Raw genomic sequence first — 23313 nt, forward strand, 5'->3', positions numbered from 1 at the left:
TCGTCGGCGAGCGCACGCGCCATTTGCGCTCGTCGACGCGGCAGCCATCAAGCGGCGGCCATCGTGCGGCGGGACGCGATTCGCAGCGGCCCTTGCCCGCCGCAGGACGCGTGGACGACGCACCGGTCGCGTGTGAACGGATCACCATCCAGCGAACCGGGCCGGACGACTCCGGACCGGATCTACCAGGCCCGGTCGAGATCCGCGTGTTGCCGGATCCACGCGTGCATCGCGATTCCCGCGGCCACGCCGGCGTTGATGCTGCGGGTCGAGCCGAACTGCGCGATCGACACCGTCATGTCCGCCCGGCGCTGCGCGTCGTCGCTGACGCCCGGGCCCTCCTGACCGAACAACAGGACGCATTCGCGCGGTAGCTCCACCGTCTCCAGCGGGACCGATCCCGGTGTGTTGTCGACGGCGACCACGGCCAGCCCCTGCTCCCGCGCCCAGTCGATGAGCCCGGCGACCGTGTCGTGATGCATGAGGTGCTGGTAGCGGTCGGTCACCATCGCGCCGCGCCGGTTCCAGCGTCGTCGTCCGACGATGTGGACCGCCGCGACCGCGAAGGCGTTGGCCGTGCGGACGACGGTGCCGATGTTGGCGTCGTGCGCGAAGTTCTCGATCGCCACGTGCAGCGGATGACGCCTGGTGTCGATGTCGGCGACGATCGCCTCCCGCTTCCAGTAGCGGTAGGCGTCGACGACGTTGCGGGTGTCCCCCTCGGCGAGCAGTTCGGGGTCGAACCGGTCGTCGTCCGGGACCGGCTCACCGGGGTGCTCGACGTGCCAGGGGCCGACGCCCACCGGCGGGCCGGTCACCCATTCGGTGGGACCGGGACCGTGCTCGCGTGCGTCAGGCAAGGCCGAGATCGGAGAGTCCGAGCAGGTACCGGTACGGCACCCCCAACCCGGTGATGACCTCGTCGGCGCCGGTCGCCCGGTCGACGACGGTCGCGACGCCGATGACGTTGGCGCCGGCCTCACGCGCGGCCTCGACCGCGGTCGACGGCGAGGCGCCGGTGGTGCTGGTGTCCTCGACGATGAGCACGTTGCGCCCGGCGATGTCGGGTCCCTCGATGCGGCGCTGCATGCCGTGGGTCTTGGCGGCCTTGCGCACCACGAACGCGTCGATGGGGCGACCGTCGGCGTGCATGATCGACGTCGCGACGGGGTCGGCGCCGAGGGTCAGGCCGCCCACCGAGTCGTACTGCCAGTCGGCGGTGAGCTCGCGCATGAGGCGGCCGATCAGCGGCGACGCCTCGTGGTGCAGGGTCGCGCGGCGGAGGTCGACGTAGTAGTCGGCCTCTTTGCCCGACGACAGCGTCACCTTGCCGAAGACGACGGCGAGCTCTCGGACGAGCTCGGCGAGCCGTGTCCTCGCATCCGCATCGACCTGCGGCGGCGTGGCGTCGGATACCGGCGATGACGAGGACATGGGACCACTCACTCTCGAACTCTGCGGCTCACGGCCTGCGGTTGTGGACGACTGACTACCCTACCGAGCCGCGGAACCGGCGAATCCGCGTGTCAGCTGCGATGCCGGTTGGGACGCTCGCCGGGTTCGGGCGCACGGCGCGGCGTCTCCTCGTCGACGGGTTTGCGCGATGCCGTTCCGCGGACCGGCATCGGGGACATGCCGCGTCCGGCGGTCGACGCGGGCTTCACCGTGGTGGGCGGGGTCGCGGTGGGAGCGGCCGGGGCCGGCTTGCGCGTCGAGGTCGGCGGGACGCCGGCCCGGGTGGCCGGCGCGGGTTCACCGGCCGCGGCGGCGGCCTGCCGGCGACGGCGCTCCTTGTCGCGCATCGACTCGGTCTTCTCGTCGGCGAGCTCGGCGCGGGTCGGACCGTGCGGGTCGCGCGGATCGGGAGTGTCCTCCGGGTCGCGCAGCGGCGGCAGCACGCGCAGCAGGTCGGCGAAGCGACGAACGACCTCGAGGCCGGTGTTGAGCCTGGCGGGATCATTGGTCAGCGGCATCGAACCGAGCGCCCAGTTGCCCTCGTTCCACAGCACCTCGATGAACGCGGGCGCCTTGTTGGCCAGCGCGACCATCCGGCGGTCGCAGACGCGGCGCGCGACATCGAGGTTGTTGGAGAACATGACGCGCGGACCCATCGCGCCGAGGAGTTCGACGTCCTCTTCGGCCGGCGCGAGCACGTCCTCGTGGCGCAGGTCGACGACGACCGGAGACGGCGAGGAACGGCGGACCGCGATGACGGTCGCGGTCTCGGCGAGGTCGAAGACCACGGCCTCGGCACCCGCGAAGTGGCCATAGGCCACGTCTCGGACCTCGACGTGGTCGGGGACGTTCATCGTCGCCCGGCGGAACACCTTGCGTAGCTTGGTGTCCGTCTCGCGGAACTTGAACTCGTGCTCATCCCCCCAGATCGCACGCTGGTGCCGCGCAACGCTGGAACGTCTCCGGTCGAGCCATAGCAACAGACCCGCACCGGCGAGTGCCACGGCGGCGATGAGGAAATAGACGGTGGCCATCGCGCTACAGCCTACTATCGGCATGCCCACGACGACGTCATCCGCCTCCGGTTCGGTATCCGCGTTCCTTGTCCACGACGTTGACCAGCGAATCGGCGAGATCCCGACCCTCCGCGGCCACGTATCGGCGCAGGTTGTCGAGGACCTGATCGGCCAGCGCATCGCGCCACCCGACGGCGTCTCCGCTCATGTGCGCCGAGATGGCGACGCCGGGCAGGTCCCACAGCGGACTGTCGGCGGGCAGCGGCTCGGTCTCGAAGACGTCGAGCGACGCGGCCCCGAGGTGTCCGCTGCGCAGGGCGTCGACGAGTGCCGACTCGTCGACCAGTTCGCCGCGCCCGACGTTGATCAGGTGCGCCCCGGGTTTCATGGCCGCGAGCACCCGGGCGTCGATCATCTGCCGGGTCTGCGGGGTCAGCGGCGCGATGGACACCACGTTGTCGAACGCCCCGACGTGGTCGACGAGTTCGGCGGTCGGGATCACCCGACCGAAGTCATCGTCGGTCTCCCGCACGGTCCGCCCCGCGCCGACGACCCGCATGCCCACCGCGCGCAGCAGGCGCGCCGTGGCCCGCCCGATGCCGCCGGTGCCGATGACCAGCGCCGAGGTCCGTGACGTGCCAACGGTCTCGCGATGCTTCCAGACGTGGTCGCGCTGCAGTGCCATCGACTCGTGTAATCGCTTGTCCCGAGCCAGGATCGAGGCGAGGACGAACTCCGCGATGGGACGGTCGAAGACGCCGTGCGCATTGGTCACCACGACATCCGACGCCGTCAGCTCGTCGAACAGCAACGAGTCGACGCCTGCGGCGCAGACATGGACCCACCGCAGCGCCGAGGTCGCCTCACCCCAGTGGTCGGCGAGCGCGCGAGAAAAGAAGTCCCACAACACCAGAACGTCGGCACCGGGCAGCTCCTGCGCGAGATCGTCTGCGACACAATGCCGCAGCTCGGCGAGCTCGGCGAGCTGAGCGAGATTGTGGGGCTGCGGCACACCGGGGGCGCCGAGGAGCGCGAGGACCGGGCGGCGGGTGCTCATGTCGCCACCGTAACCCCGCGCCGCCCCCGGCGCGAGGAACACGGGCGACGACCCACGAAGCCCCCGCGACGCACCCCGCGACATGCGCGTCCACCCGCCCACCATTGACAGGGAGCAGGCACTGACCGCACTGCATCGCCTGAGCTCCGCACTCGAAGCACCCGAGGGTTGACCTGCGCTTTCTCCGTCGATGGCGGACGCAACTGTCGAATTGTTGACAATCAGACGATCGACCGTCACGGTGTACCCATGACCACGAGCGTTGACCCCCCGATCCGCACCGACCAGACGGCCACGCTGAGCCCGGTGCTGAAGCAGGCCACGCCCGTGGTCGTGGACCACGCCCAGGGCTCGTGGATTCACGGCACCGACGGCCGCGACTACCTCGACTTCACCACCGGCATCGGCGTCACCAGCACCGGCCACTGCCACCCGCACGTCGTCGCGGCCGCACAGGCCCAGTGCGCCAAGGTGATCCACGCGCAGTACACGACGGTGATGCATCCACCCCTGCTCGAGCTGACCAGGCGTCTCGGAGGTGTCCTCCCCCTCGGCCTGGACTCGGTCTTCTACGCCAACTCCGGTTCGGAGGCCGTCGAGGCCGCGATCCGCCTGGCGCGCATGGCCACCGGAAAGCCGAACATCGTGGTCTTCCAGGGCGGCTTCCACGGGCGCACCGTCGCCGCCGCGAGCCTGACCACCGCGGGCACCCGCTTCTCCGCCGGGTTCTCCCCGCTGATGAGCGGCGTGCACATGGCGCCGTTCCCCTACGCGTTCCGCTACGGCTGGGACACCGACACCGCCGTCGACTTCGCCCTGCGCGAGCTCGACTACCTACTGCAGTCACGCGTCGCCCCGAACGACACCGCAGCGTTCCTCATCGAACCCGTCCTCGGCGACGGCGGTTACCTGCCGACGCCGCCACGCTTCCTGCAGGGCCTGCGCGAACGCGCCGACCGGCACGGCATCCTGCTCATCCTGGACGAGGTGCAGGCCGGGTTCGGGCGCACCGGAAGGTTCTGGGGGCACCAGCACGCCGAGGGCCTGATCCCCGACATCCTCATCACCGCCAAGGGTCTCGCGTCCGGCTTCCCCATCTCGGCGATCGCCGCTCCGACCGAACTGATGGGCAAGGCGTGGCCCGGATCCCAGGGCGGAACCTACGGCGGGAACGCCGTGGCCGCCGCCGCCGCGATCGCCACACTCGAGGTCATCGAGAACGAGGACCTCGTCGAGAACGCCCGTGTGCGGGGCGAGCAACTCCTCGCCGGCCTGCGTGAGGTCTGCGCGCGGCACCCGCGCGTCGGCGACGTCCGCGGCCTGGGGCTCATGGCGGGTGTCGAGTTCGTCACGACGGACGAGTCCGGCAACCGGACGCCCGACGCCGCGGCGGCCGTCGCCGTCCAGCAGGCCACCACCGACCAGGGCCTGTTGACCCTGACCTGCGGTCCGGCCGGCAACGTGGTGCGCCTCATCCCGGCGCTGGTCGTGACCGCCGAGGAGATCGATCTGGGTGTGGCCCGATTCGGGGCTGCGCTCGACACCGCACTAGGTTAGGCCGGTGGACATCGCAGTCGAACTCGCCTCACTCGGCATCGATGCCGACGCGTCGCCGCGCCGGATCGCCGAATACTCCTACGACGCTTCCAACTACCGCATCCCGCCGCTGGCGGTGACGTTCCCGCGCTCGGCACACGAGGTCGCGACGATCGTCCGGAGGTGCCGGGCGGCAGGTATCCCGATCGTCGCGCGCGGCGGCGGAACATCCATGGCGGGCAACGCGATCGGACCGGGCGTCGTCATCGACCTGTCACGCCACATGAACCGGGTGATGTCGGTCGACGCCGGGTCCGCCACCGCGGTCGCCGGTGCGGGCATCGTGCTCACCTCGCTCGCCGCCGAGGCCCGGCGCGCAACGGATGGACAACTCACCTTCGCGCCCGATCCATCGTCGGCATCCCGTGCGACGCTGGGCGGCGCGATCGGCAACGACGCGTGCGGAAACCACTCGGTCCGCTACGGGCGCACCAGCGATCACGTCGTCGAACTGCACGTCGTCACCGCCGAGGGACTGCTGCTCACCGCCACCCGCGACGGTCTGTACCCCACCGTCCCAGACGATCGCGACGCCGCGGCGCGCGCGGCCGAGATCACTGCCGAGCTGCGCGAACTCGCAGCGGAGAACCTCGCCATCCTGCGCACCGAACTCGAGACCATCCCGCGCCAGGTGTCGGGGTATCACCTCGCACGACTGTTGCCGGAGAACGGGTTCGACGTCGCCCGCGCACTGGTCGGCAGCGAGGGCACCTGCGCGATCGTCGTGTCCGCGAAGGTGCGACTCGTCCCGGTGTCGACCTCGCAGCTGCTGATCTGCGTCGGTTACCGCTCCCCCTCCGACGCCGCACGGGACGTGCCGGCGATCCTGCCGTTCGCCCCCTCCGCGATCGAGGGCATCGACGAGAAGATCGTCGCCACCATGGCCGCCCGGCGGGGTCGCGACACCGTCGCCGGACTGCCTGAGGGAGCGGCCTGGCTGTTCATCGACGTCGACTCCGAAAGTGCCGCGGCCCAAGGCGAATCCGATGCCCCGACGACGGCCGAACGGCTCCTCGACCATCTGCGCGCGCAGGGCCGCATGATCGACGCGACGATCGTCGACGACCCGTCCCGCCGCAAGGCGCTGTGGCGGGTCCGCGAGGACGGCGCCGGACTCTCCTCGCGTCTCGCCGATCCCGACGACGAGAACGCCGGCAGCGGGTACGAGTCCTGGCCGGGCTGGGAGGACGCCGCCGTCGCCCCCGAACGCCTGGCGGACTACCTCGACGAATTCGCCGCACTCCTCGACCGTCACGGCCTGACCGGTGTCATGTACGGCCACTTCGGCGCCGGTTGCATGCACGTCCGCATCACCTTCGACCTGCGCACTCCCGAGGGCCGTGCGGTGATGGCGCGTTTCTGTACGGACGCCGCGGAACTCGTTGTCCGGCACGGTGGTTCACTGTCCGGTGAGCACGGCGACGGCCGCGCCCGGTCTTCGTTGCTGCCCATCATGTACTCACCGGCGATGCTGACGGCGTTCGCCCGCTTCAAGACGATCTGGGACCCGTCGGGCGTCCTCAACCCGGGCAGCATCGTCGATCCGCCGCCGATCTCCGCCGACCTCGCGCTGGCCGACGTGCCGCGGCGCGACTGGCCGACCGCCTTCGCCCTCGGCCGGTCCCACCGCAATGCGCCCCGGGGGACCGCCCCCGGCGGCGGGGCCGACGACACGATGTCGGCGGCGGCCCCGTCAGGGGTGGATTCCGGGGGCGGTTCGGAGTTGCCGTTCGTCGATCCCTTCGTCCACGCGGTGCAGGGTTGCATCGGCGTCGGACGTTGCCGCGCCGACACGACCGGTGTGATGTGCCCCAGTTACCGGGCCACGCGCGATGAGAAGGACTCGACGCGCGGCCGTGCGCGTGTCCTGCAGGACATGGTGCGCACCGCCCCGTCGATCGACGAGGGCTGGCGCTCACCCGCGGTCCGCGAGGCCCTGGACCTGTGCCTGTCCTGCAAGGCATGCTCCACCGACTGCCCGACCGGCGTCGACATGGCGACCTACAAGTCGGAGTTCTTCCACCACCACTATCGGCGCCGGTTGCGTCCGCTGTCGCACTACTCCCTGGGCTGGATGCCGGCCTGGCTGTCCGCGGCGGGTGTGGCCGCGCCGCTGATCAACCTGGCCCTGTCCTCGAAACTCGGTGGCCTGGCCGCCCGGGTCGGCGGCATCGACCCCCGCCGCACGATGCCCGCCTTCGCCACGCGCCGCGCCCGCAAGGAGCATCTCGACGGCCTGCCGGGAGTGTCGGCGGACTCGCAGGTCATCCTGTTCGTCGACTCGTTCACCAAGGCATTCCGTCCGCAGGTCGCGTCCGCCGCCGCCGAGGTCCTCGGCGCCACCGGGGACCGGGTGGGTTGCACCGCGGAGAACTGCTGCGGCCTGACGTGGATCTCCACCGGCCAGCTGAACAAGGCCTCACGCACCCTGCGGCGCACCGCGGAGAGCCTCGACGACGGCACCGACCGACCCATCGTCCTGCCCGAGCCCAGCTGCGCCGCCGCCCTGGCCGAGGACCTGCCCGAGCTCGTCCCCACCGACGCCGCACGACGCGTCGCAGCCCGCGTCCGCAGCTTCGCGTCGTACCTCCCGACCCTGCTCGACGCCGGTTGGCGGCCACCGCACCTCCCCGACGAGGTGACCCTGCAGACCCATTGCCACGAGTACGCGGTCTTCGGCGCCCGCACCGGCACCGCCGCGCTCGAGTGGCTCGGCGTGACCGTCCACGCCGCCGAGGGATGCTGCGGCGTGGCGGGCAACTTCGGCTTCGAAAAGGGCCATTACGAGGTCAGCATGGCCGTCGCCGAGAACGCCCTGGCACCTGCACTCCGCGACGATCCGCACCGGCCCGTCGTCACCGACGGGTTCAGTTGCGCGATGGCGGTCGACCATCTCGCCGCGGTCGACGACGACCTCGCCGGCGCAGGTGACGTGCGTGGCGTCCACCTGGCCGAACTGCTCACACCCCCGACCGACAACCCCCCAGCGCAGCACACCACACCCCGTTCGAGGAGCGCCCGATCATGACCGCAGTAGCGAATTCCCCAGTCCGTGAGATCATCTCGTCCATCCACACCGACCTCTTCATCGACGGCCGGTGGTCGCCGGCCGCATCGGGTGATCGCTTCGACGTCCTCAACCCCGCCACCGGTGAACGACTCGCGCAGGTCGCCGACGCCGATACCGCGGACGCGCGACGCGCCATCGAGACGGCCGCGGCGCATCAGGCCGGATGGGCTGCGACCTCGCCGCGCAACCGCAGCGAGATCCTCTACCGCGCATACCAACTCATCATCGATCGGGCCGACGAGATCGCCTCGGTGATGACCGCCGAGATGGGCAAGCCCTTCGCGGAGGCCAGGGGCGAGGTCGCCTACGGCGCCGAGTTCTTCCGCTGGTTCGCCGAGGAGGCCGTTCGCATCGGCGGCGACCACACCACCACCGGCGACGGCGGGCACCGCATCGTGGTGAGCAGGCAGCCGGTCGGCCCGTGCATCCTCATCACGCCGTGGAACTTTCCGCTCGCCATGGGAACCCGCAAGATCGGGCCCGCGGTCGCCGCCGGCTGCACGATGGTGCTCAAGCCCGCCGAACTCACCCCGCTCACCACGCTGTTGCTCGCCGACATCCTCGTCGAGGCCGGACTGCCGGCCGGCGTGCTGAACGTGGTCACCACGTCGGATCCGTCGACCGTGGTCACCGAGTGGATGGACAGCGGGCTGGCCCGCAAGATCAGCTTCACCGGTTCCACCGAGGTCGGGAAGATCCTGCTGCGTCAGGCCGCCGGCACCGTGATGCGGACGTCGATGGAGCTCGGCGGCAACGCCCCGTTCATCGTGTGCGCCGATGCCGACATCCCCCGCGCCGTCGACGGCCTGATGGTCGCCAAGATGCGCAACACCGGGCAGGCCTGCACCGCCGCCAACCGGGTCTTCGTGCACCGCAGCGTGATCGACGAGTTCACCGAGGCGTTCGCCGCGAAGATGTCGGCGCTGAAGGTCGGCGACGGCGCAGCCGAGGGCACCCAGGTCGGCCCCCTCGTCGAGCCGAAGGCGGTCGGCAAGGTCGCCGCGCTGGTCGACGACGCGGTGGCCAAGGGCGCGCAGATCGTCTGCGGCGGCTCACCGATCGAGGGCCCGGGCTCCTTCTACCCGCCGACCGTGCTGACCGGCGTCGGCCTCGACGCCGACCTCGTGCACACCGAGATCTTCGGGCCGGTCGCCGCGATCATCCCGTTCGGCGACGCGCAGAACCCGCTCGATCCCGCCGCCGACGACGAGGTCGTGACGCTCGCCAACGACACCCAGTGGGGTCTGGTGGCCTACCTGTTCAGCCAGGACGTCGATCGTTGCGCTCGCCTGTCGGCGGCGCTGGAAGCCGGTATGGTCGGGGTCAACACCGGACTCGTCTCGAATCCGGCTGCTCCCTTCGGCGGGGTCAAGGAGTCCGGCCTCGGCCGCGAGGGCGGCCGCGTGGGTATCGAGGAGTTCCTCGACATGAAGTACACGGCCTCGCCCATCCGGCCCTGACAGACCGGCCCCGGCACGTCCCGGCACCGGACCCGACAAGCCCCGACGCCGCCAGGATCCGGCCCAGAAAGATCCGGCCCAGAAGGATCCGGCCCCGAGAAGTTCCGCCACCAACCAGAATCCGCAGGACAGACCGCCGACAACCCTTGAACCGGTGAGGAGCAGCGCATGTACCTCGGCACCCAGCTGTTCACCGACAGCGAGTACGAACAGCGCCTGACGCGGGTCCGCGAACGGATGGACCGGCAGGGGCTGACGGCGATCATCGTCACCGATCCGGCGAACATCTTCTACCTGATCGGATACAACGCCTGGTCGTTCTACACCCCGCAGATGCTGTTCGTGCCGATCGAGGGCGACATGGTGTTCTACGCGCGGGAGATGGACGCCCGCGGCGCCCATCGCACGACCTGGTTGCCCGACGACCAGATCGTCGGCTACCCGGAGAGCTACGTGCACCGCCCCCACGTCCATCCGTTCGACTGGGTCGCCTGGTCGCTGCGCCAGCGGCACCTGATAGCCCCGGCATCACGCGGCGGGTGCGTCGGACTGGAGATGGACTCGCACTTCTTCTCCCCCAAGGCGTATCGCGCGCTCGTCAACGCCATCCCGGAGTGGAAGCTCGTCGACTGCTTCGAACTGGTCAACTGGGTGCGATCGGTGAAGTCGGAGGCCGAGGTCGAGCTGATGCGGCACGCCGGCGAGGTGTGCACAGAGGCGATGCAGGCGGCCATCGACACCATCGATGTCGGTGTGCGGCAATGCGATGCCGCCGCGGCGATCTCGCAGGCGCAGATCACCGGCACCCCCGACTACGGCGGTGACTACCCGGCGATCGTGCCGATGATGCCGACCGGCGCGGCCGCCGACACCCCGCATCTCACCTGGCACCAGGGCACTTTCGTCTCCGACGAGGCCGTCGTCATCGAGCTCACCGGCGCACACAACCGCTATCACTGTCCGCTGGCGCGCACCGTGTCGCTGGGCACGCCGCACAAGGATCTCGACTACGTGGCGAATGCGACCGCCGAGGGCCTGGAGAACGTGCTCGAGGCGATCCGGCCCGGTGTCGCCACCAAGGAGCTGGCGTCCACCTGGAATTGGACGCTGGCCAAGTACGGTCTCGAAAAGCCCTCGAGGCTGGGCTATTCCATCGGCATCGGCTATCCCCCGGACTGGGGTGAGCGCACCATCAGCATCCGCAGCGAGGACGAGACGATCCTCGAGACCAACATGACCTTCCACATCGTCTGCGGCATGTGGATGGACAACTACGGATTCGAACTCTCCGAGTCGGTGCGGGTGAGCCCCACCGGCGTCGAGTGTTTCACGTCCTTCCCGCGGAAGCTGATCCGGAAATGAGGTGCGCGACATGACCACAACCGCAAACGACTCCCTCCACGACGTGCGCAACTCCGCCCCCACCCTGCCGCTGGCGGGCCGCGCGAAGGACCTCGTCGGGTCGATGATCGATTCCTCGACCTCCCTGCTGGCCGCCCAGTCCCACGACATCGTGCGTTTCGCGATGGGTGCCCCGGCCGACGAGGCGGTCCCCGCCCACGAGTTCCGCCAGATCGCCGGCGAGATCCTCGACAACACCTCGTTCACCTACGGCGCAACCGAGGGGGAACCGCGGCTGCTCCAACTGCTGGTCGACTACCTGGCGACCACCCCGGATCCGTCGTCGCACGATCGGCTGGTCATCACCACCGGCGGTATGCAGGGCCTCGACCTCGCCTGCAAGCTCTTCGTCGACCCCGGCGACCTGGTCGTCGTCGAATCCCCCACCTACACCAACGGCAGCGCGACCGCGCTCTCCTATGGCGCTCAGCTCCTCGAGGTCCCCGTCGACGACGACGGCATGCAGGTCGACCAGCTCGAGGACCTCGTCGCGCGCACCCGGCAGACGCCGAAGGCGATCTACACGATCCCGACCTTCCAGAACCCGTCCGGGGTGACGCTCTCCGAGGAGCGCCGCCGCGAACTGCTGCGCCTGGCCCACACCTGGGGTGCGGTCATCATCGATGACGACCCGTACGGCCTGTTGCGTTTCGCCGGCACCGACATCCCGACCTTCCAGACCCTCAGCCCCGGCGACCCGCTCGTCTTCTCCGTGCGGACGTTCTCCAAGATCCTGGCGCCCGGGTGGCGCGTCGGCTGGGTCGACGCGGATCCGTCGCTGCGCCAGCTGCTGATCAACGGCAAGCAGGCCATGGACACCTGCACCAACGTCCCCAACCAGCACATCGTCGCCGAGTACATCGCCCGCGGCGGGCTGGAAGACCATCTCGCCAGCATACGCAGGCTCTACCGCGAACGCAAGGACGCGATGCTCGACGCCATCGCACGTCACCTCGGCGACCGGGTCACCACCACGGACCCCGAAGGCGGCTTCTTCCTGTGGGTCACCCTGCAGGATGAGTTCGCCGAGATCGACACCCGCGAGCTCTTCGAGGTCGCGCTGGCCGACGGCGTCGCCTTCATCCCGGGCCCCGCGCTCTCGCCGGGCGGGCGCTTCCGCAACTCGATGCGACTGTGCTTCGCGTCGAGCACCCCGGACCGGATCGACGAAGGCGTTCGACGCCTCACCTCGAGTCTTGAGAAGATGGCACGGTGAGCGATGCATCGGAACCCGACCTGAGCCGAGCCGAGCGGGGCGTTCTCGATCTGATCGACGAGACCGCGATCGTCGCGTTGACGACGGCGCTGGTCGAGGCGCCGAGCGAGAATCCCGGCGGCACCGAGGCAGCCGCCGTCGATGTGCTGGAGAAGGCATGTCTGTCCCTCGGTCTGGCCGTCGAAACCCACGAGGTCGCGCCCGCGCGGCCCAACCTGGTCGCGACCCTGCCCGCAGGTGGCGGCCCCGGGCTGATGTTCCTCGGGCATTCCGACGTCGTGCCCGCGGGCCCCAACTGGACCGGCGATCCGTATCGGGTCCGCAACCACGACGGCCTGCTCATCGGGCGCGGCACCACCGACATGAAGGGCGGACTCGCCTCGGTCGTCGCCGCGATGAGCGCTCTCTCGCGGGCCGGTGACTTCGGCGTCGAGCTGTCCGGGCCGGTTCGCCTGGTCTGCACGGTCGACGAGGAGGAACACGGCATCGGGGTGCGCGATCACGTGTCCCGGCCCGCCGATCACGAGTTCCTGGGCTGCGTGGTGGCGGAGCCGACGAACATGCAGGTGGTGCGCGGCTGCCGCGGGGCGTCGTACATCGAGATCGACGTGACCGGCCGGGCCGCGCACTCCGGCCGTCCCGCCGACGGCCGGTCGGCCATCAACGCGGCCGCGGCGATCGTCGAGATCATCCGCGCCGATCAGGAGCGCCTGGCCGGGTCCGCCGACGACCTGCTCGGGTACGGCACCTGGAACGTCGGGACCATCGCCGGCGGCCAGGGGATCTCGGTGGTCGCCCCGAACTGCTCCCTCGGGATCGACCGCCGTCTCATGCCCGACGAGGACCCGCACGCCATCGCCGAACAGTTGCGGAAGACGATCCGGGACAGGCAGATCGACACCGACGGGATCACCGTCGACGTCCGCGTGACGATGGAGATGCCCGGCTTCGCCACCGCCGCCGACCATCCGCTCGTCACCACCGCGGTCGGCGCGGTCACCGATGCCGGTGCCGCCACCTCGGTCGGCGGTTGGAGTGCTGCGTGCGACGGCGGTTTCGTCAGCCGCGACCTCGGCATCCCGTCGATCGTGCTGGGGCCGGGCAACATCAACACCGAGGCCCATCAGCCCGACGAGTCGGTCGCCGTCGCCGATCTGGTCACGGCGGCAAAGGCGTACGCGCTCGCCGGGCTGAGGATGCTGGGCCGGCCCTAGCCGTTCGACCCTAGGCCTTCGCCTCCGCCAGCCGCTTCTGCAGCTCGCGGAAGTCGTTCTCCTTGCTGGGGATCTCGGTGCCCCGGATCGAGCATCCCGCGGTCTCCTTCAGGAACAGCAGGGCGATCATGCCGATCGCACAGGCGCCCATCATGTAGGCGGCCGGGAAGAGGCTCCAGCCGGTTCCCTCCACCACGGCGTCGTTGACCAGCGGGGCGGTGCCGCCGAAGGCCGCGGTCGCGACGTTGTAGGAGATCGCGAAGCCTGCGTAGCGGACCTGGGTCGGGAACATCGCCGGGAAGGTCGCCGAGATGGTGGCCAGCTGCGGGATGTACAACGCCCCGAGGATCACGAAGGCGACGATGGCCCAGGCGAATCCTTGTCCCATCAACCAGTAGAGCGGGATCGCGAGCACGAAGAGTCCGACGAGCGAACCCCACCACATCGGCTTGCGCCCGGTCGAATCCGACCACCACCCGAAGAACGGGATCAGAGCCATCATCGCGAGCTGCCCGATCAGGTTCACCACACTGGCCGACGACTCGGTGAGCCCGATCGTGTTCTGCAGGTAGGTCGGCTGATACGCCAGCAGCGTGTAGTTCGCGACGTTGAGCGCGATCACCATGCCGAACATGATCAGGATCGGCTGCCAGTAGTGCAGCATCAGGTCCTTGAAGCGCGTCCACGGGGTGCCGGTGATCTCGTCTTCCTGCTCGAGTTCCTGGAACACCGGCGTGTCGTCCATCTGCGACCGCAGGTACAGGCCGATGAGGCCGAGCGGCAGGGCGAACAGGAACGGGATTCGCCAACCCCACTGGTCCATCTGCGAATCCGACAGTCCGAGTTGGAGGAACAGCACGAACGCGGTGCCGCCGCAGAAGCCGCCGAGGGTTCCGAACTCGAGGAAGGAGCCGTACTTGCCGCGCTTGTTGTCGGGTGCGTACTCGGCCATGAATGTTGCGGCGCCGCCGTATTCGCCGCCGGTGGAGAAGCCCTGGACGACGCGGAGCAGGATCAGCAGGATCGGCGCCCAGATACCGATCGACGCGTGCGTCGGCAGGAGGCCGATGAGTGCGGTGGCCCCGGAGATCAGCAGGATCGTCATCGCCAACACGGACTTGCGGCCGATGCGGTCGCCGATCGGGCCCCACACCATGCCGCCGAGGGGCCGGAGGACGAAGGAGACGGCGAAACCGAGCATGGTGCCGATGGTTCCGTAGTCTCCGGGGAAGAACGCCTGGGTCAGATAGACCGACGCGGCGGCGTAGACGCCGTAGTCGAACCATTCGGTGGCGTTACCGATGGCCGAGGCCCCGATGGCCTTGTGGAGGAGCTTTCTGCCTTCCGGCGATTCTGGATCTGGTGCGAGCTCGTCAAACGTGTCTACCGGTTTCGTATCGCTCATCTGCGCTTCCTGGGTTCGTCGGGCCGCCAGCGGGCCCGAGAGGTCGACGCGACCCTGGACAATGCTGCGACGGCGGACCCCGCTCACGGTGGCGGCTCCTTCACCACCCGCGAACATGAAGCGCTCGAGGCTGTTTCAGCTCCCGGCGGCTGCGAGGTCTCCGGCTTCGGGCCCGTCACCGATCAATCTGCGCAGCCCATCGGCCATGTGCGCGATCATCAGCTCGTCCGCCCTGCCGGCGTCCCCCGCAGCGATGGCGTCCACCAACGCCTGGTGTTCGTCGATTCGTTCCTTTCCCGAGGAATAAGTTCCCCGCATGGCTCGCAGGCACATTCGCGTCTCCACGAGTATGGTCTCGTGCAGGCGCGAAAGCCGTTGGCTTTCGGCATGTTCCACCAGGGTTTGATGGAATCTCATGTCGGCTTCGGCCATTCCCACGCTGTTCGGCTCGTCGATGAACTCGCGCATGGCCTCCACGGCCTCTCCGAGGGCGTCGACGGCGGCGGGATCGCCGTGCGCGATCACCTGCTCGACGGCGGCGCGTTCGACCGCCGTGCGTGCGACGTACATGTCGCGGATGTCGTCCTCCTCCATCGACACCACGAACAGACCGCGGTTGCGATGACTCACCAGCAGGCCCTCTGCCGTGAGTCGTTGCATGGCCTCACGCAGAGGCCCGCGACTCACCCCCAGGTCCGCGGCGAGGCCGGACTCGGTCAACTGCGACCCGGGCGGGAAGTCTCCGTTCGCGATTGCATCGTGCAACTTACGCGCGATGATCGCCGGTGTCGACTCCTGCACCAGCGGCGTGAGGACGCGACGACGTGTGGTACCGGCGCGTTTCCGCTGGCCGGACGCGTTGCGGCGACGTCCCGGTTCCTCTGCGCCCGGGGTCTGCCCATCCACCTTCGTCGTCACCGTCTACCTCTTTCTCACCGCTGAAGGCGCGCGTAGGTGAGCGTCTCGCCCCTCGCGCCGCCCATCCAGACGTCGTTGCAGGCAGCAGCAAAGTCTTCCAGACCATCGGTGATGGTCGCGAACACGTTGCCGGGAACCCACCCCACGTCGCCGTTGACCAGCAGATTGTTCCTTCCGTAGAACACTGCCAGATCGACGAGCAGGCGGTGCTCGGCCGGTGCGGCGGAAGGGTCATACCCATATGCCGGGTTGTCCAAAACCCCGTCGAACGTGAAATAGCAGAGGTCGCCGGGGATCGGGGTGATCGTGGTGTTCTCCGGCCCCGGTTCGGCGGGCGCGAACGCCGGGAGCAGGGTGTAGACCTCGTTGCGGGCGAACTTGCCGTGGAACACCTGCCCGCCGAGCGGGAGGGCGTCCCACACCGCCTGCGCGGTGCGCGGGGCCTCGGCGTCGAGCAGGCGCGCGACCGCGGTCACGCCTCGCTTCTCCAGCTTCACGGTGATGAAGCGACCCTCGGTCATGCCCTGTCTCCCAACGTGGCGAATCCGGCGGCGGCCTCATAGGCCGCGGCCACCCGGAGCACGATGATGTCCCGGTGCCGCGCGCCGACGAACTGCACACCCGTCGGCAGGCCGTCGACGAGTCCGCTGGGCACGGTGATCGCCGGTTGTCCGGTGAGGTTGAACGGGTAGGTGTAGGGCGTCCACGACGTCCAGTCCGGCGACGCCGAGCCCTCGGGCACGGTACGGCCGGCCTCGAACGCGACGGTGGGCATCGCCGGGGTCACCAGGATGTCGAACTCCCGGTGGAACAGGCCCATCTGGGTGCCCATCTCCATCCGCAACGCGGTGGCGCCGACGAAGTCGCTCGCCGTGAAGTCCCGGTGGCGTTCCAGCGCCTCCAGCAGCAGCGGGTCCACCTTGTCCTCGGCGCCGTCGCCGAGTGCACGCACCACGACGTCGGCGCCGGCGAACCAGATCACGTGATAGGCCCACACCGGATCGTCCCAGCCGAGATCGACCTTCTCGACGGTGGCGCCGAGTTGCTCGAGCACCGAGACCGCGCGGTCGGTGTTCGCCTGCACGCCGGCGTCGTTGGTCCCGAAGCCGAGATCCGTGCTGTACCCGATACGCAGGCCGGACAGGTCATGGACGTCCGCGATGGCCTCGACCGCGGTCTGCGCGGGCGGCGGCAGCGCCGACCAGTCACGGGGATCAGGGCCGCTCAGCACGTCGAGGAGCACGGCGCAGTCGGCGACGGTGCGGGTCATCGGCCCCACGTGCGCGACCGGGGCGAACGGACTCGGCGGATACATCGGGACGCGACCGAGTGTCGGCTTGAGCCCGACGATGCCGCAGTAGGCCGCGGGTATCCGGATGGAACCGCCGCCGTCGGTGCCGACCGACAGGGGCCCGAGCCCCGCCGCGACGGCCGCCGCGCTGCCCCCGCTCGACCCGCCCGACGTCCGCTCGGTGTTCCAGGGATTGCGGGTCACGCCGGTCCGCGGGCTGTCAGTGACGCCCTTCCAGCCGAACTCGGGGGTGGTGACCTTGCCGAGCAGCACCGCCCCGGCCTCGCGCAGTCGCGCGACGGCCGGGGCGTCGGTGTCCCACTCCATCTGATCGGGTCGGATCATCAGCGAGCCGCGCAGCGTCGGCCACCCCTTGGTGAGCAGCAGATCCTTGATGCTGACCGGCACCCCGTCGAGTGGCCCGAGGGGCGCACCCGCTCGGAATCGCTCCCCCGACTCCCGCGCCTGTGCGATCGTGGTGTCCCGGTCCAGCAGACAGAACGCGTTGATCGACGGGTCGACCTCGTCGATGGCGTCGAGCAGCTCGGCGGCCACCGTCTCCGGCGTGAGCTCACCGCTTCGGTAGGCGTCGGCCAACTCCGTCGCACTGAGCCGGCGGGCCGTGTCGGACATGTACCCCCTCGATCGGTTTGGTAGATTGTTGACAATCTACCTTGGAGGTGTTCGGGTGACAACCACCGTCGCGATGCTCTACCCGGGCCACGCCGCCGAAGACGACTACTCGCTCATCGAGTCCGCGGTCTCGACCTCCGCGGCCGGCATCCGCTTGCCGGTGGTGATCACCGATGTCGACTCCGACGACCACACCGTGGAGGCCATGGCGGCGGTCGGTGAACCGGACCGTCTCGCCGACGGCGTGCGCAGGGCCGGGCACCACGATCCCGCCGCCGTCATGTGGGCCTGCACCAGTGGGAGTTTCGTCTACGGATACCACGGCGCCCGCCGGCAGGCAGACGGCGTGGCCGCCCTGTCCGGGGTCCCCACCTCGTCGACGTCGCTGGCCTTCGTCGACGCGTGCCTGAGCCTGGGTGTCACGCGCGTCGCAATCGCGGCCACCTACCCCGAACCCCTGGCATCCCGGTTCATCGGGTTTCTCGCCGACGGTGGCGTCCACGTGGTCTCGTTGCGCGCCAACGACATCGAGACCGCCACCGAGGCCGGCGCCCTCGACGGCGACGGACTGTTCGGGATGATCCATGCGGCCGATCACCCCGACGCACAGGCGATCCTGGTCCCCGACACCGCGCTGCACACCGCCACCTGGATCACCGGCCTGGAACAGGAGGCCGGCAAACCCGTCCTCACCGCCAACCAGGTCACCGCCTGGCAGGGCCTGCGGCTGGCGGGCCTGTCACCGACGACACCCGACCTGGGGGTGCTGTTCCGGCAGCGACGCTCTTCGACGAACCGGTAAGCGTTCCGCGCAACGTTCAGTCCAGAACCGCCTTCGCGACCGTGATGCACGTGGTGATCCACTCCCGGTCGCCCATGGTCAGTCCACGAGATGCGTTCTGCGCGTCCATGATCGACCAGTGCGCGTTGAGGATCATCCGCATCACGACCCAGTCGCGGGCACGGTCGGGATCGAGCCCGGCCGCGTCGACGATGAGGTGAAACCGACGACGGATCACGGCACGAAGATCCCTGCCTCCGCCCGGCGGGGGATCCAGCCGATTCCAGAGCATGGGCGCCGGCTCATAGTGCGGATCCCCCGACACCGGGCTCGGATCGATGACCGCCCAGGCCCTCTCGCCTCCGGACCGGTCGACGAGGACGTTCTCGTGGTGCAGGTCGCCGTGCACGATCACCCCCACGCCCCCCTCGTCGGTGACGAGGTCCCGCCCGAGCGAGAGCGCCTGCTCGACAAAGCGTCTCGGCATCGGCGCGTCGCGCGGCATGCGCGAGAGCCCGTCGAGCCAACGCCCGAGACGCGTGCTGAGCGTCGTCATCCGTCCGGGCGCCGGGATGTGCAGGGTCCGGTACAGATCCGCGACCGTCGAGCACGCCGTGTCGTCGTCGACGGTGGTGAGGTCTCGGCGTTCGAGGCGCTCGAGCAGCAGGGCGCGCCGTCGAGGGTCGGCGCGCAGCATCCGCACCGCACCCCGGCCGGCCCAGTGCTGCAGCGCAAGGGCTTCCTGCGCACCGTCGTCGTCGCCGTCGAAGGCGACCTTGAGGACCGCGGCACGTCCGTCACCGCCCACGACCGGCACCACCAGCGACTCGAAGCCGTGCCAGAGTTCATCCCCGTCGCGGCGGAGATCCCACTCGTCGAGGAGCGCCGACGCGGTGGAGGGCAACCGGCGCAGCCAGTCCGACCAGGCCGGGCCGAGCGAGACCTGCGACGCCAGCCCCGGCGGGATGTCGGAATGGGTGATCATCGGCCGATGCGCCGGGCAGGACCCGCCGACCGCGACCACCGCATCCGCTACTCCCCGGCCGTGATCGCGATGCCGATCGTGCCGTCGGAGCCGCGCCGAATCCTGCTGAGAAAGGTCAGGACGCGGGCCTGGATTCCGTACTTCTCGATGAGCTTCTTGCGGACGTGCTCGGTACCCGCCGAGTCGAGGACGGCGGCCGTACCGGACACGGGCTCGCCGGAGAGGTTGCCGCCGCGCACGTCGCACGCCTGGACGACGACCTTCGGATTCCGCTTGATCCGCTTGACCTTCCACGACTCGGTCTCGGTCCACACGAGCAACCGATCTCCGTCCAGAACCGCCCACACCGGCGAGGAGAGGGGCGTGCCGTCCTTGCGGTAGGTCGTCAGTTGCACATACTTCGCAGTGCCCGCCTCACCGAAGGGCGTCGAGTTCGCAGGGGTCATGCCGCAATGCTACGGGCGAACAGGGATTGGGCGAACAACGACTGGGCATGGCACGGCGCCCACTCGGCGGGGCCGGCGCCGAGCACACCCGCGTCCCACAGCGTCGCCCAGGCGGTCACCTGGTTGGCCGACAGGATCGGCTTGCCGAGCTCGGCCTCGAGGTCGCCGAGGATGTCGTAGGTCCAGAGGTAGGTGCAGGAGACGAAGATCGCCTCGGCGTCGGGGTGGTCGGCCGCACGGATGAGGTCTGCCGTCACGGCGTACGGGATGGTCCAGATCTCGTGGTCACGGCCGAGCCCCGCCTGGGCGGCGACGGTCCGGCCGGACTCGGCGAGGAAGTCGCACAGCAGCCCGGTGAGCGCGGCGGTGTACGGAGTCGCCACCGAGAGGGTGCCGACGTTCATCAGATCGAGCGCTCGGATCAGCGCCTCGGAGGTCGTCACGGCGTGCTGGGCGCCGTTGGCGAGCATGCACTTCGAGATCTCCACCGCCCCGGCCAAGCCGTACACGAAACTCCCCGACGCGCAGGCATAGCCGAAGGCCTTGGGACCGATCGACGAGACGGCACGGACCGCGGCGGCGATCTCCGCGTGGTTGTTCAGGTCACGGCACAGTTCGACGTCGACCGGCGCGTCGATGAAACCGGTCCGCGTGAAGTGGAGCGACACCGAGTCGGGCATCCACCGCCACAGTTCGCGGTCCAGCGCCATGTCGAACGGGACCACCATCCCGATGCCGATCTGCGGTGTCATGCAGGGATGATGGCATATTGTCAGATTGTCTACAATTGTTGCCGACGGGCGTCCTCCACCGCATCGCGGCTCACGCAGTCGTAGGCGTGGTCGTTGACGATCCCGGTCGCCTGCATCAGCGCGAACATGGTCGTCGGGCCGACGAACCGCCATCCCCTCTTCTTGAGGTCCTTCGACATCGCGATCGACTCCGGCGAGGTCGTCATCGAGTTCGGTTCATGGTCACGGTCGGGTGCGTATCGCCAGAAGTACGACGCCAGCGATCCCTGCTCGTCGATCAGTTCCACGGCCCGGCGGGCGTTGTTCACCGCGGCCTCGATCTTGCCGCGGTGGCGGACGATCCCCGCATCCTGCAGCAGGCGTTCGACGTCGGCGTCGGTGTATCGCGCCACCTTCTCAACCTCGAATCCCGCGAATGCACTCCTGAAGTTCTCGCGCTTGAGCAGAATGGTCCGCCAGGACAACCCCGACTGGAACCCCTCCAGGCAGACCCGCTCGAACAGGGCGGCGTCCTCGGTGACCGGGAATCCCCACTCGGTGTCGTGGTACGTCGTCTCGGGCTCCTGACCTGCCCAGAAGCAGCGCAACCGACCGTCGGCGGCCATCACCGTGTTCTCGGACATGGGCATCCTCCTCCACTCCGGTGCGAGCAGGTTACGCCACGGCCACGACAGAACGGCGCCGTTATCGTTCCGTTACCAAAGATTGCGAATCCATCCCGTTGTCCGTGCCGGCAGTGGCTTTTCGGCCCCCGGCCCATAGCGTTGGAGACATCGCACCGAAGAGCACCCCGTCACCCGACGCAAGATCCCGCTCCGGAAGCGAAAAATCCACTGCCGGCAAGGAGTTCGTCATGCGTGAAACCGATCTGAACACACTCCTTTCCCGCGTGGCGGCCGGTGACATGGATGCCTTCGCCCAGTTCTACGACGCCACCTGTGACCGGGTGTACGGGATGATCCTGCGGGTCCTGCGCGACCAGGGTTACAGCGAAGAGGCGACCCAGGAGACCTTCCTCGCCGTGTGGCGAGGCGCCGCCGGTTTCGATCCGGCATCGGGCACCGCGCTCTCGTGGGTCCTGACCCTCGCCCACCGTCGCGCGGTCGATCGCGTGCGCTCGGAGACCGCCGCGACCCGTCGCACCGTCGCTTACGGCATCGCCGACACCGGCCGTGAGATCGACGAGGTCAGCGAATCCGTGGAGCGCCGCGAGATCGCCCGCCTGATCCACACCGGCCTCGAGACCCTGACTCCGCTGCAGCGTCAGGCCATCGAACTGGCCTACTTCCACGGTCTGACCTATCGCGAGGTTGCCGAGCACCTCGGTGTCGCGCTGCCGACGATCAAGTCGCGCATCCGCGACGGCCTGATCCGGTTGCGGCAGACCGTGCCGGGTTTCGCGGTCTCCGCCTGAGTCGTCACCGACAGGGGGCCTCAGACCTGCCCGTACGGATGCCACCCGGTGGGATTCCACTTCCCACCGCGGCGTTCCCGCACCTCGCGCAGGCTGGTTCCGACGTACCGCTGTTCCAACTCCACGTCCGGCGCCCCGGTGTACACCCAGCGCTTCGGGTCGAGGTTTCCCTCGGCGTCCCGGAACGTCTCCCAGAAGTCGACGCGGTGCACGGCGCGCACGATGTCGTCGGCGAACACCAGCACCGGTAGGTCGGGCACCGTGCGATGCGGACCCGCCCGCCAGCCGCTGCGCGCCCACTCGTAGATCTGCTCAGCACTCGCATCGGGGCGCGCCGCATCGTCGACCTTGACGAGAACGCAGAGCTCTGGTAGCGCCGGGGCGAGCGGCGCGGCGTGACGCAGGATGAGCTCGTCCAGCGGGATCGGGACATCGTCCACCGTTCCCGCGAGATCGGGGGCGTTGGTCAGCTCCAGCCCGGACAACCCGGCGAGGTCGCCGGCGAACCGGGCCGCGAAATCCGCCGTCTCCTCGACGGATTCGACACCGGCGGCGCCGTAGCGCAGCACCCAGTGCTCCACCCCGAACCCGTCGGCGTCGATGTCGCCGATCCGGTCGAGCGTCGCCTCCAACACCTCCGGAGAATCCCCCTGCCCGATCACCTCACTCGGGTCCGGGACGGCGCCGGCGAGCGCCGCGCCGGTCTGATGGCGAATCCGGTTTCCGCGTCCGGCACCGACGTAGAACACCGACGAATCGCGGGGATCGACGAGCGCGTAGACGTAGACGCCGAGTACCGTCTGCACCTCCAACGGAACGGGTTTCGGGGGTCCCGGAACCGGGACCCCCACGGGCCGCAAGAGATCGAGCACCGCGTCGACGACGGTCGGCCGGACCCCGAATCCGCCGCCCCGCAGCCCGCCGATGATGGCCTCCCCGGCGCGTTCCCGGTCGACGAAACGCCGCCCGGCGTGCGCATCGACGGCGCGCAGGACGTCGACGATCTCCGCTCGCCGGGTCGCCGGGCCGCGCGGCGCCGACCGTTCCGCGTCGACGTCGAGCATCTCGGCGAAGGCCGCCGACTCGAGGAACTCGTCGAGCGCGGTCACCGGCAGCTCGACGGCATCCATGCTGCTCATGACCGCGATGATGCCAGGGCCGGGCCCGGCTCGCGGGTCCGACTCGCGCGCGACGGCGGTTCCG

At 69.4% G+C, this 23313-nt stretch carries 21 protein-coding genes; 8 read left to right on the forward strand and 13 right to left on the reverse strand.

Going from position 1 to position 23313, the window contains the following annotated elements; translation table 11 throughout:
• Positions 1-182 precede the first annotated feature (182 nt).
• The 4 genes from ABFT43_RS08970 to ABFT43_RS08985 form a co-directional block, all read right to left on the reverse strand.
• Complete coding sequence (locus ABFT43_RS08970) at positions 183-860, reverse strand: TrmH family RNA methyltransferase (protein WP_347960013.1); 678 nt, start codon at positions 858-860, stop codon at positions 183-185.
• Positions 853-1434 carry an orotate phosphoribosyltransferase gene (pyrE, locus tag ABFT43_RS08975; protein ID WP_347960014.1) on the reverse strand — a complete coding sequence of 194 codons (582 nt, stop codon included), beginning with the start codon at positions 1432-1434 and terminating at the stop codon, positions 853-855. Before pyrE ends, ABFT43_RS08970 begins: the two co-directional genes overlap by 8 nt.
• A gap of 92 nt (positions 1435-1526) precedes the next feature.
• Positions 1527-2489, reverse strand: a complete 963-nt coding sequence (locus ABFT43_RS08980; RefSeq protein ID WP_347960015.1) for a type III secretion system chaperone family protein — start codon at positions 2487-2489, stop codon at positions 1527-1529.
• Between the two features lie 37 nt (positions 2490-2526).
• A complete protein-coding gene (locus ABFT43_RS08985; protein ID WP_347960016.1) occupies positions 2527-3528 on the reverse strand; it encodes a D-2-hydroxyacid dehydrogenase in 1002 nt (333 codons plus the stop codon).
• Between the two features lie 249 nt (positions 3529-3777).
• On the opposite strand from ABFT43_RS08985, the gene ABFT43_RS08990 reads away from it, so the two are divergent.
• The 6 genes from ABFT43_RS08990 (at position 3778) to ABFT43_RS09015 (ending at position 13485) form a co-directional block, all read left to right on the forward strand.
• Positions 3778-5085, forward strand: coding sequence for an aspartate aminotransferase family protein (locus tag ABFT43_RS08990; protein ID WP_347960017.1), 1308 nt, complete (start codon positions 3778-3780; stop codon positions 5083-5085).
• A gap of 4 nt (positions 5086-5089) precedes the next feature.
• A complete protein-coding gene (locus ABFT43_RS08995; protein ID WP_347960018.1) occupies positions 5090-8152 on the forward strand; it encodes an FAD-binding and (Fe-S)-binding domain-containing protein in 3063 nt (1020 codons plus the stop codon).
• A complete protein-coding gene (locus ABFT43_RS09000) occupies positions 8149-9654 on the forward strand; it encodes an NAD-dependent succinate-semialdehyde dehydrogenase (RefSeq protein ID WP_347960019.1) in 1506 nt (501 codons plus the stop codon). The genes ABFT43_RS08995 and ABFT43_RS09000 overlap by 4 nt, the downstream gene beginning before the upstream one ends.
• Positions 9655-9822: 168 nt before the next feature.
• The gene (locus ABFT43_RS09005; protein WP_347960020.1) at positions 9823-11016 is read left to right on the forward strand and encodes a M24 family metallopeptidase; all 1194 of its coding nucleotides are present in this window, start codon (positions 9823-9825) and stop codon (positions 11014-11016) included.
• Between the two features lie 10 nt (positions 11017-11026).
• Complete coding sequence (locus ABFT43_RS09010; protein ID WP_347960021.1) at positions 11027-12271, forward strand: aminotransferase-like domain-containing protein; 1245 nt, start codon at positions 11027-11029, stop codon at positions 12269-12271.
• Positions 12268-13485, forward strand: coding sequence for a M20 family metallopeptidase (locus tag ABFT43_RS09015; protein ID WP_347960022.1), 1218 nt, complete (start codon positions 12268-12270; stop codon positions 13483-13485). The genes ABFT43_RS09010 and ABFT43_RS09015 overlap by 4 nt, the downstream gene beginning before the upstream one ends.
• Positions 13486-13495: 10 nt before the next feature.
• On the opposite strand, the gene ABFT43_RS09020 is transcribed toward ABFT43_RS09015, so the two are convergent.
• The 4 genes from ABFT43_RS09020 to ABFT43_RS09035 form a co-directional block, all read right to left on the reverse strand.
• The gene (locus ABFT43_RS09020) at positions 13496-14890 is read right to left on the reverse strand and encodes an MFS transporter (RefSeq protein WP_347960023.1); all 1395 of its coding nucleotides are present in this window, start codon (positions 14888-14890) and stop codon (positions 13496-13498) included.
• A 135-nt stretch (positions 14891-15025) separates the two neighbouring features.
• Positions 15026-15808 (reverse strand): GntR family transcriptional regulator, encoded by a 783-nt coding sequence (locus ABFT43_RS09025; RefSeq protein WP_168703306.1) that lies wholly within the window; start codon positions 15806-15808, stop codon positions 15026-15028.
• A gap of 14 nt (positions 15809-15822) precedes the next feature.
• Positions 15823-16329, reverse strand: coding sequence for a DUF3830 family protein (locus tag ABFT43_RS09030; RefSeq protein ID WP_347960024.1), 507 nt, complete (start codon positions 16327-16329; stop codon positions 15823-15825).
• Positions 16326-17732, reverse strand: coding sequence for an amidase (locus tag ABFT43_RS09035; RefSeq protein WP_109238581.1), 1407 nt, complete (start codon positions 17730-17732; stop codon positions 16326-16328). The genes ABFT43_RS09030 and ABFT43_RS09035 overlap by 4 nt, the downstream gene beginning before the upstream one ends.
• Before the next feature lie 55 nt (positions 17733-17787).
• Here ABFT43_RS09035 and ABFT43_RS09040 point away from each other — a divergent pair, with 55 nt between their 5' ends.
• Positions 17788-18534, forward strand: coding sequence for a maleate cis-trans isomerase family protein (locus ABFT43_RS09040; protein WP_347960025.1), 747 nt, complete (start codon positions 17788-17790; stop codon positions 18532-18534).
• Between the two features lie 16 nt (positions 18535-18550).
• Here ABFT43_RS09040 and ABFT43_RS09045 read toward each other — a convergent pair whose 3' ends face one another.
• The 4 genes from ABFT43_RS09045 to ABFT43_RS09060 are packed head-to-tail and all read right to left on the reverse strand — an operon-like array spanning position 18551 to position 21319.
• Positions 18551-19498, reverse strand: coding sequence for an aminoglycoside phosphotransferase family protein (locus ABFT43_RS09045; protein WP_347960026.1), 948 nt, complete (start codon positions 19496-19498; stop codon positions 18551-18553).
• Between the two features lie 47 nt (positions 19499-19545).
• On the reverse strand, positions 19546-19944 hold the full coding sequence (locus ABFT43_RS09050) for a PPOX class F420-dependent oxidoreductase (RefSeq protein ID WP_347960027.1): 399 nt from the start codon (positions 19942-19944) through the stop codon (positions 19546-19548).
• Complete coding sequence (locus ABFT43_RS09055) at positions 19941-20696, reverse strand: maleate cis-trans isomerase family protein (protein ID WP_347960028.1); 756 nt, start codon at positions 20694-20696, stop codon at positions 19941-19943. Before ABFT43_RS09055 ends, ABFT43_RS09050 begins: the two co-directional genes overlap by 4 nt.
• A 29-nt stretch (positions 20697-20725) precedes the next feature.
• Entirely contained in the window at positions 20726-21319 is a 594-nt protein-coding gene (locus ABFT43_RS09060) for a DNA-3-methyladenine glycosylase I (protein ID WP_109238577.1), read from the reverse strand.
• 230 nt (positions 21320-21549) lie between these two features.
• Here ABFT43_RS09060 and sigK point away from each other — a divergent pair, with 230 nt between their 5' ends.
• Positions 21550-22110, forward strand: a complete 561-nt coding sequence (gene sigK, locus ABFT43_RS09065) for an ECF RNA polymerase sigma factor SigK (RefSeq protein WP_006900381.1) — start codon at positions 21550-21552, stop codon at positions 22108-22110.
• 20 nt (positions 22111-22130) lie between these two features.
• Here the strand turns inward: sigK and ABFT43_RS09070 are convergent, their stop codons facing one another.
• Positions 22131-23240 carry a GIY-YIG nuclease family protein gene (locus ABFT43_RS09070; RefSeq protein ID WP_347960106.1) on the reverse strand — a complete coding sequence of 370 codons (1110 nt, stop codon included), beginning with the start codon at positions 23238-23240 and terminating at the stop codon, positions 22131-22133.
• Positions 23241-23313: the final 73 nt, after the last annotated feature.

This window comes from Gordonia aurantiaca, assembly GCF_039939235.1.
Classification (GTDB): domain Bacteria; phylum Actinomycetota; class Actinomycetes; order Mycobacteriales; family Mycobacteriaceae; genus Gordonia.